We start from the raw sequence: 9,513 nt of genomic DNA, 5'->3' as shown, positions 1-9,513 counted from the left end.
ATCGGGCGTGGGCACGTTGATTCTCTACTTCGTGCTGGCCGGGTTCGATCAGATCGTCCCCTGTGGGGGTGGCTTGCCCCGTGTGGTAGTTGGTTTGTGGGGGATGGGCGCAGTAATGATGACCTATTTTGGCACGCGCGATTATCAGAACGTCCCGCGGATCGTCGCTGCCCCCCAGGTGGTAGCTAATGTAGATGTACGGGAATCAACCCCGGAGGAGGAAGCTGAACCACTCCCCGATGACGGGCTTACCCCCGAAGATTAGGAAATACATCCCTAACAAAAAAGGCGAGTTGCTTTGCAACCCGCCTTTTTTGTTAGGCTAAAATGTCATCAAAAATCCCAGGCACAAAAACGCTTGCCCGACATGATAGGTTGCCATCACACGAAAATTGCGCCAAGGCAATGGTTCTACAAAGCGATCCCACGCCAGCCAGGTATCCGAGAGTGAAAACAGCAGCGCGCCTCCGCTGGCAAATAGCGCCCGGTAGGTTTCAAAGGAATTACTGGTCAGGGTGTTCAGCGCCATAATTAGCATAACCGAGATTGTACTGGTGTAAATAAGTACAGGGATTTTTAACTTTTGATTACCTCTATGCTCTAACGCTCTGGTGATTTGCCGATAGATTTGATTTGCGGTTACGCTCACCATGCTCACGACGATGATTAGGGGGGCATTCAATGTGAATGTGCTGACGGCCGCGAAACTGATGATATAGGCCACATGTCCCAACAAGAATGCGACCAAGCCGGGAGTGAAGAAATTGCCGGGCAGCATGAGCAAAATATCGCCCACTAGCGAGAAGAGCAGCGCGCCGATTAGCCAATTGAAGCGGCCATCGGAGGCTATCAGGTAAGGGCGCAACCGCCAGACATAGGCCATAATTGCCAGTATGACAGCGGGCTTGGTGAGATAAACCAGCCATTTCCATTTTTTTGTGGCGGCAATCCAGTTTACGATCGCAATATAGAGCGCAATGTAGAGGAAGCGATATTTCATACTTACTCCCAGCGCTGAAAACCAAATTGACGTAACATCTTTTCGTTATTGCGCCAGTTGGGGCGCACCTTGATGCGCAGTTGTAGGTAGACATTGCCGCCGGTCATGCTGGAAATTTGGGTGCGCGCATGTGAGCCGATGCGCTTGAGCATTTTGCCGTTTTGCCCAATGACGATGCCTTTTTGTGAATCGCGCTCTACAAAAAGAGTCGCACGGATATAGACAAGCTCTTCGGTGCGCTGGGTATATTCGTCAATGCGCACTGCAATGGCGTGAGGAACTTCGTCGCGCAGGTGAATCAGGCTGGCGGCGCGGATCAGGTCGGCGGCAATTTCGCGCTCGTAGAGATTGGTAATTTGGTCAGGTGGATAGTATGGCGGCCCTATGGGCAGATTGAGGGTGAGTTGCTCTACGAGTTGTTCGAGGCCGCGGCCGCGGGTGGCTGAGATGTGGCAGATTTCAGCCTCGGGGAGTAGCTCTGCATAGGCTGCCGCGCTTGGGGCTACATCCCCTGCTTCCACACGGTCAATTTTGTTCAGGGCCAGGATCACCTTTGGGGCTTGTTTCAGTTCATCCAGCAAATTAAGTAAAATCCGGTCTTCTTCATGAGGCGGCATCTGGCTGATGTCCACCACAAATAGAATCAGGTTGGTGTCATCGAGCGCATCAGCGGCTTCTTCATTCATATATTTACCCAATTTGTGATGCGGGTTGTGCAGGCCGGGCGTATCGACAAAGACGATCTGGGCGGTATCTGTGGTGAAGATGCCGAGTTGTTGCTTGCGAGTGGTTTGTGGCTTTGGCGAAACTGCGGCAATTTTTTGCCCGATCAGCGCGTTGATCAGGGTAGATTTGCCCACGTTGGGGCGTCCCATGACGGCTACAAAGCCAGTGCGAAATTCAATTGGTGAGTTTGGGTGCATAGTTTCCTTTAGTTTTTTTTCTCATTGGTGAGCGGGGCCTATTATACCTTGTGAAGCACAAAGTTTTCTTGGCTTTTTTGCTGCGCTGGCACTCGCTGCGGGTTTTTCAGGGTAATTCCCAAAATACTGAATCTTCTTCTTGACGTTTGGCGGGACATCCGATTATAATCACACCCTTGATTCAGGCCCCGCGTATGATTTATATTTTGGCCGTACAGGTTATCTTTTAAACCGCACATTGCCCTGGCTCACATAAACAGCCAGGGCATTCTGTCGCGTGGTTTGTCATGGATAAGTCCGCTCTAGTCAACGGTTGATGCAGGAGAGTTTTTATATGGCACAGCTTCCACCCTCAAAAACTTATGCTCGTATTGATGTGCGTTTTGGATTGCCCAATTTGATCGAAGTTCAGTTGGAATCATTCGAGCGTTTGAAGAGCGAAAGACTGGCTGATTTGTTTCACGAGGTTTCCCCTATCGAATCGTATAGTGGGGATATGCGCTTGTATTTTCCAAGCCGTTCCCCTGAGTCGGAAGAGTGGGGGTTAACCTATTGGTTTGAAGAGCCAAAATATAATGTGGATGAGTGTATTGAGCGTGATTTGACATACGCGTCTCCATTATATGTGTCGGTGCTTCTGGCCGGCCCCGCGATTCCCGAGCCAATTAAGCAAGATATTTTCTTGGGCGAATTCCCCGAGATGACGGATAAGGGCACATTTATTATTAATGGCACCGAGCGTGTTGTTGTTACCCAGTTGATCCGTTCACCAGGTGTTTATTTCGAAGCTGAAACCGACCGCACGACAGGGCGCCGTCTGGCAAATTCAAAGATGATTCCCGATCGCGGCGCCTGGATGGAATTTGGCACGCGTAAGAGTGATTATCTGACGTTGAAATTCAACCGCCGCCGCACGATCCCGGTTACCATTTTCTTGCGGGCTTTGGCTACCGTTGATGATGGTTTGGGTAATAATGCCATTGTCGAAGGCTCCGATGAAGAATTGCTGCGCCTCTTTGAAGATGTAGATAACAATCCCGACCGGATGTTTATCCCTGCTACCCTGGCGCAAGAGCCGGAGTGGGATTTGTCGGATGGGCACACGATTGCTGAAGCAGCCTTGTTAGAGTTCTTCCGCCGGATGCGCCCTGGCGACCCGGCCACACTTGAAAATGCGCGCGAGTTTTTGGAAGAGCAACTTTTCCAGCATCGCCGTTACGATCTTAAACGCGTTGGGCGCTACAAACTCAATCAGAAACTGGATTTGCACCAATTGGTGCCGATTGAGCACCGCACCATAACCAAGTGGGATGTAGTGCGTTTGGTGCGCCATATGATTACCATCAATAATGGCGTTGAACATGCCGATGATATTGACCATTTGGGAAATCGGCGCACGAAAACCAGCGGAGAATTAATCCAGAATAAACTGCGTATTGGCTTGCGCCGCATGGAGCGCGTGGTTAAAGAGCGTATGTCTATTCGCGATAAGGATAATCTCACGCCGGTCAGCCTTGTCAATGTTCGTCCGGTTGTAGCGGCTTTGCGCGAATTCTTTGGTTCAAGCCAACTCTCCCAATTCATGGACCAAACCAATCCTCTGGCCGAGTTGCGCCATAAACGCACGCTTTCGGCGCTTGGGCCGGGCGGTTTGCGTCGTGAGCGCGCCGGTTTCGATGTGCGCGACGTGCATCAATCACACTATGGGCGAATTTGTCCCATCGAAACGCCAGAAGGTCCCAATATTGGTCTAATCGGACGTTTCGCTTCCTTTGCGAAAGTTAATGAATACGGCTTTATTGAAACGCCCTATCGGCGTGTATTGAAGGCTTTACCCCCGGATAGTCCGCATTTGGTGGACCGTTCCGTGCGTGACGATGTGGTAGATCCCAAAACCGAGAAAGTAGTTGTTGCCAAAGGAACACGCATTACAGAAGACCTAGCAAAGAAAATTACCAAGTTAAAGATCAAAGAAGTGCTGATTGTTCCCTTTGTAACCGATGACTACAGTTATCTTTCGGCAGATACGGAAGATAAATTTGTCATTGCGCAAGCGAATTCACCGCTCAATGAATATAGTGAATTTGTGCGCGGGCGTGCATCTTCACGGCACCGCACTACGTTCATCTTTTCGCCCGCCGATAATATTGATTATATGGATGTTGCTCCACATCAAATTGTGGGCATCAGCGCTGCGCTGATCCCCTTCCTGGAGCATGATGATGCCAACCGCGCCCTGATGGGTTCAAACATGATGGCTCAGGCTGTGCCTCTGCTGCGTCCGCAAGTGCCGCGTGTCTCGACGGGCATGGAATACTTCGCCGCGATTGATTCCGGGCAGGTTGTTGTTGCCCAGGAAGATGGCGAAATTGTTTCGGTGACCGGTGGGCGTGTTGTTGTTCGCTACAAAGATGGCGAACATGTCTACAGTATGCGAAAATATCAGCGTTCTAACCAGAGCACCTGTGTCGATCAGCGTCCGGCAGTGACCAAAGGCCAAATCGTTAAAAAGGGTGATGTAATTGCCGATTCGTCATCTACTGTAGATGGGAATCTGGCGTTGGGTCAGAATGCGCTGGTCGCTTTCCTCTCCTGGGAGGGTGCAAACTACGAGGATGCCATCGTCATCTCGGAGCGCCTCGTTCAGGAAGATCGCTTCACTTCCGTACATGTTGAAAAATATGAAGTTGAGGCGCGTGATACCCGTCTGGGCCCTGAAGAGATTACCCGCGATATTCCTAATGTTGGCGAAACCGCCATCAAAGACCTGGATGAAGAAGGTATTGTGCGCATTGGCGCTGAGGTAGGCCCTAACGATATCCTCGTTGGCAAGATTTCTCCCAAAGGCGAGAAAGAACTCACCCCGGAAGAGCGTTTGCTGCGGGCGATCTTTGGCGAAAAATCACGCGATGTGAAAGACACTTCGCTGCGGATGCCGCATGGCGCTCGCGGAAAAATTGTGGATGTAAAGGTCTTCTCGCGCGATGACGGCGTTGAGCTTTCTTCGGGTGTAGAAACAATGGTGCGTGTTTCGGTGGCGCAACAACGCAAACTGGCTTCGGGCGATAAATTGGCTGGGCGGCATGGTAATAAAGGGGTGGTTTCAGTGATCGTGCCTCAAGCGGATATGCCTTTCCTCGAAGATGGTACTCCGGTTGATATTATTCTCAATCCTACTGGTGTTCCGGGGCGCATGAACCTGGGGCAAGTTTTAGAAGTTCATCTGGGATGGGCAGCGCGCCGTTTAGGCTTCCGCGCCCTAACACCGGTGTTTGACGGTGCCCGTGAGTACGAAATCGAAGCCGAGTTGGCGCGTGCGTGGATGGTTGATCGTGCCTGGAAAGAGGTTGCTGAGCGCGCCTGGGCTTGGATCGACGAACAAGGGTACGACCCCATTGGCATTGATGATGACAGCCACGTTCGCCGCCTTTATATGGAAATGTGGTTGGGTGAATTAGATTATGATGTCTACCGCCTGATCTCTGACGAAACTTACGCGCGGCGTTCGGTCGTCCGCGAGTGGCTGCGTGAAAACGGCTTTAATCCCGATGGAATTCTATCCTTCGAGAATCAGGAAGTTGCCATTGTCGACCGCGACGACCAGGATGAGCGAGCTGTTATTGCTTGTTTGCGTCTGTGGCTTATGGATCGCGGCGTAGATGCTACAAATATTAATAATGAAGATTTGCGCCCGTTGGTAGGCGAACAAATGCTTAAGAGCAATCTTCCCTCGCCTATTGTTGGGAAGCAGGTGTTGCGTGATGGGAAAACCGGCCAGCCCTTTGACCGCCCTGTTACGGTTGGTATCATGTCTATTCTGAAATTACACCACCTGGTGGAAGATAAAGTTCATGCTCGTTCTACCGGACCGTACAGCCTGGTATCCCAGCAGCCGCTGGGCGGTAAGGCGCAATTCGGGGGGCAGCGTTTTGGGGAGATGGAAGTGTGGGCACTGGAAGCCTATGGTGCCGCTTACACACTTCAAGAGATGCTTACTGTCAAATCAGACGATGTGGTTGGTCGCGTGAAAGCCTACGAATCCATTGTGAAGGGTGAGCCAATGGAAGACCCCAGCATTCCCGCATCCTTCCAGGTTTTGGTCAAAGAACTTCAGAGTCTTGGCCTGGCTGTCGAAGCCATCACCGATGAAGGCAAGGTCGTGCGCTTTGGCAAAGAAGATACGCAGAAAAAACGCCCCAAATTAAGCACAGGTTTACTAGGCTTGGGCGAAAACTATTGACGCTGAATATCCGCTGTGATAAAATCACCGGTCGTTGTCCAATTCAGAAGGACGGGCTACTAACCCCTGTCCGCTTAACAGAGAAAAAGTATTCGACGCGAGGCCATCATTGCACAAGCGATGGCCTCCGTTGCTGAATTAGAAGAAATTGTTCGAAAGAGTTTTGTCTGGAGGCAAACGTGCCCACAATTAATCAATTGGTTCGTAATGGACGAAAATCAAAGCAGGTAAAGAGTAAAGCCCCCGCTCTTCAATATACGTTTAATTCGTATGATCAGCGCCGTGTTCGCCAGCCGAAGGGCGCTCCTCAGAAACGCGGTGTATGTACGAATGTGCGTACCATGACTCCGAAAAAACCGAACTCCGCGCTGCGGAAAATTGCGCGTGTGCGCCTCACAAATATGCTTGAGGTAACCGCTTATATTCCGGGTGAGGGGCACAACTTGCAAGAGCACTCCATCGTTCTGGTTCGTGGAGGCCGTGTAAAAGATTTACCTGGTGTGCGTTACCATATTGTGCGCGGCACACTTGACTCCACCGGGGTTGACGATCGCAAGCAGAGCCGTTCAAAATACGGTACCAAGAAGCGATAATATGAATTGATTGAGAAATCGCCGGATTTCCCCGGCGATTCTTAATGCAAGTAGCTTATTTGCCAAGGCTAAAGTAAAAACGGAGAAGTTGAATGCGACGAAATAGAGCTCCCAAACGCGAAATTCATCCAGATGTGCGCCACAACAGTATAAAGGTGCAATCTTTTATTAATCGCGTCATGAAAGATGGAAAGAAAAGTCTGGCTACACGGGTGGTGTATCAAGCTCTGGATATTATGCAAGAGCGCGCCGGTCAGGATGGGCTAGAATTATTTGATAAAGCCATTGAGAATGCTTCACCTGTTATGGAAGTAAAGCCCCGTCGTATCGGTGGCGCTACCTATCAGGTGCCGATGGAAGTTCCTCCCCCACGGCGTTTTGCATTGGCTACGCGTTGGATCCTAGCTGCTGCTCGCGGGCGTTCGGGAAAATCTTTCCCTGAGCTTCTCGCTGATGAGCTTTTGGATGCCGCCAATAATACGGGTTCAGCCGTTCGCAGACGTGAAGAATCGCACCGCATGGCGAAAGCCAACCGTGCCTTCTCGCACTTCCAGGTTTAGTTTTTTTTGAGTAGGTTCTAATGTCTCGCCAGTATCCTTTGGAACGGTATCGTAATATTGGGATTATTGCCCATATTGATGCCGGAAAAACCACCACAACTGAGCGCATCCTGTATTATACGGGCAAAACGCACCGCATTGGTTCCGTCGATGATGGCACAACCGTCACCGATTGGATGGACCAGGAGCGCGAGCGTGGTATTACGATTGTATCTGCCGCGGTTGCTGCGGAGTGGCGAGATCACCTTGTCAACATTATTGATACCCCAGGTCATATTGACTTTACAGCAGAAGTGCAGCGTTCTCTGCGCGTGCTGGATGGCGGCATTGTTGTTTTTGATGCTGTTCAGGGTGTAGAGCCGCAGAGTGAAACTGTATGGCGTCAGGCAGACCTTTACGGGGTGCCGCGTATCTGTTTTGTCAACAAGATGGATCGTGTTGGCGCTTCCTACGAAAATACTATAAAAAACATTCGCGAGCGTTTGGGCGCGAACCCCGTGGCCGTTCAAGTGCCGATTGGGGTAGAAGCTGAATATAGCGGCGCCGTGGATTTGTTTACACAGCGTTCAATCGTTTGGCAAGACAGCCTGGGAACAAAGCCGGTTGAGGGCGATGTTCCGATAGATTTGCAGGCGCAGGTCAAAGCCATGCGCGAGCGCATGGTAGAGCAAATAGCTGAAACAGATGACGAGCTCACCTTGAAATACTTGGAAGGTGAGGACATCTCGGTTGATGAATTAAAAGCGGCTTTGCGCAAGGCTGTGATTGTTGGGCAGTTGACGCCCGTATATTGTGGAACTTCGTTGCGTAACAAAGGTGTACAGCCGGTATTGAACGCCGTAGTAGACTTTTTGCCCTCGCCCCTGGATATTCCCGCAGTTAAGGGTTTTCACCCCAGTTCCGAGGAAGAAGTTGTACGCCCCGTCGACGATAGTGTGCCGTTTAGCGCATTGGTATTCAAGATCGTTACCGATCCGTATGTAGGTCGTCTGGCTTATATCCGCGTCTATTCTGGAAAACTGACTAAAGGCGCTTCGGTATACAACCCTATAAAGCAGAAGAAAGAACGCATTGGGCGTTTGATTCGTATGTACGCTGACCGCCGCGAGGATATTGATGATGCCTCGGCTGGCGATATTGTGGCGATTTTAGGGCCAAAGTTCTCCTTTACTGGTGACACACTTTGTGATGCTGCCAACCAAATTATTCTAGAGACGATTTCTTTCCCTGAGCCCGTTATTTCTGTGGCGATTGAACCGAAAACTATGGCAGATCAGGACAAGATGTCGGAAGCGTTGCACAAACTTTCGGAAGAAGATCCCACATTCCGGGTCCGGGTTGACCCAGATACCGGGCAAACACTAATCTCTGGCATGGGCGAATTACATCTTGAAATTCTGGTTGATCGCCTCCTGAGAGAGTTTAATGTTCAGGCACGCGTGGGCAACCCGCGTGTAGCTTATCGTGAGTCGATTACCCGCAGTGTTGAAAAAGTTGATTATCGTCATGTAAAGCAAACTGGCGGGCGCGGGCAATATGCACACGTCACAATATCTTTGGAACCGAACGAACCCGGTGCGGGCATTTCTTTTGAAAATGAGATCGTTGGCGGCGCAATTCCTAGAGAGTACATTCCAGCCGTTGAAAAAGGCATTCGCGAGACTGCCGAATCGGGCGTAGTTGCAGGATACCCTGTCACCGATATAAAAATTCGTCTTTATGATGGTTCCTTCCATGAAGTTGATTCGAACGAAATGGCCTTCAAGGTAGCAGGTTCGATGGCATTCCGCGAAGGTGTGCAAAAGGGGCGACCCGTTTTGCAAGAGCCGATCATGAAGGTGGAAGCAACAACTCCAGATGAATATCTGGGCGATATTATTGGGCAAATGAATTCTCGACGTGGTGAAGTTCTAGGCATGGAAATACGCCCGGCAAATTCACAGGCGGTTCGAGCGATGGTCCCCTTGGCCGAAATGTTCGGCTACGCCACCCAACTGCGGTCGGCGACCAAAGGGCGCGGCGTATTTACGATGGAATTTGATCATTACGCCAAAGTTTCCGAAAAATTGGCCGAGCGAATTATTCGCGGCGAATTGTAGAAATTATTTCAGCACCTATTTAGTAATATTTAGGAGAACACAAATGGCAAAAGAAACATTTGTAAGAGACAAGCCGCACTTGAACGTAGGGACCATGG

At 50.5% G+C, this 9,513-nt stretch carries 7 protein-coding genes; 5 read left to right on the top strand and 2 right to left on the bottom strand.

Features of this window, described 5'->3' with window-relative positions; translation table 11 throughout:
- Positions 1-265 (top strand): hypothetical protein (locus HN413_15625; GenBank protein MBT3391828.1); only part of this gene is annotated, 265 nt, incomplete at its 5' end.
- Positions 266-322: 57 nt separating this feature from the next.
- Here the strand turns inward: HN413_15625 and HN413_15620 are convergent.
- Positions 323-1,000, bottom strand: coding sequence for a lysoplasmalogenase (locus HN413_15620; GenBank protein MBT3391827.1), 678 nt, complete (start codon positions 998-1,000; stop codon positions 323-325).
- Between the two features lie 2 nt (positions 1,001-1,002).
- Positions 1,003-1,923 (bottom strand): GTPase Era, encoded by a 921-nt coding sequence (era, locus tag HN413_15615; GenBank protein MBT3391826.1) that lies wholly within the window; start codon positions 1,921-1,923, stop codon positions 1,003-1,005.
- 334 nt (positions 1,924-2,257) lie between these two features.
- Here era and HN413_15610 point away from each other — a divergent pair, with 334 nt between their 5' ends.
- The 4 genes from HN413_15610 (at position 2,258) to fusA (ending at position 9,415) form a co-directional block, all read left to right on the top strand.
- Complete coding sequence (locus HN413_15610; GenBank protein ID MBT3391825.1) at positions 2,258-6,163, top strand: DNA-directed RNA polymerase subunit beta; 3,906 nt, start codon at positions 2,258-2,260, stop codon at positions 6,161-6,163.
- A gap of 179 nt (positions 6,164-6,342) precedes the next feature.
- Positions 6,343-6,756 carry a 30S ribosomal protein S12 gene (rpsL, locus tag HN413_15605; protein MBT3391824.1) on the top strand — a complete coding sequence of 138 codons (414 nt, stop codon included), beginning with the start codon at positions 6,343-6,345 and terminating at the stop codon, positions 6,754-6,756.
- Positions 6,757-6,848: 92 nt separating this feature from the next.
- Positions 6,849-7,316: a 30S ribosomal protein S7 gene (gene rpsG, locus HN413_15600; GenBank protein ID MBT3391823.1), complete on the top strand. Its 468-nt coding sequence runs from the start codon at positions 6,849-6,851 to the stop codon at positions 7,314-7,316.
- Positions 7,317-7,336: 20 nt separating this feature from the next.
- The gene (gene fusA, locus HN413_15595) at positions 7,337-9,415 is read left to right on the top strand and encodes an elongation factor G (GenBank protein ID MBT3391822.1); all 2,079 of its coding nucleotides are present in this window, start codon (positions 7,337-7,339) and stop codon (positions 9,413-9,415) included.
- Positions 9,416-9,513: the final 98 nt, after the last annotated feature.

It is taken from the genome of Chloroflexota bacterium (assembly GCA_018648225.1).
In the GTDB taxonomy this organism is placed as follows: Bacteria; Chloroflexota; Anaerolineae; order Anaerolineales; family UBA11858; genus NIOZ-UU35.
The sequence above is the reverse complement of the archived record's forward strand: the minus strand, read 5'-3'. Positions and strand labels throughout refer to the sequence as shown.

What these genes read in the sequence shown, in the direction of transcription:
- HN413_15620 (MBT3391827.1), bottom strand. Translation starts at nt 1,000, where the DNA reads ATGAAATATCGCTTCCTCTACATTGCGCTCTATATTGCGATCGTAAAC.
- era (MBT3391826.1), bottom strand. Translation starts at nt 1,923, where the DNA reads ATGCACCCAAACTCACCAATTGAATTTCGCACTGGCTTTGTAGCCGTC.
- HN413_15610 (MBT3391825.1), top strand. Translation starts at nt 2,258, where the DNA reads ATGGCACAGCTTCCACCCTCAAAAACTTATGCTCGTATTGATGTGCGT.
- fusA (MBT3391822.1), top strand. Translation starts at nt 7,337, where the DNA reads ATGTCTCGCCAGTATCCTTTGGAACGGTATCGTAATATTGGGATTATT.
- rpsG (MBT3391823.1), top strand. Translation starts at nt 6,849, where the DNA reads ATGCGACGAAATAGAGCTCCCAAACGCGAAATTCATCCAGATGTGCGC.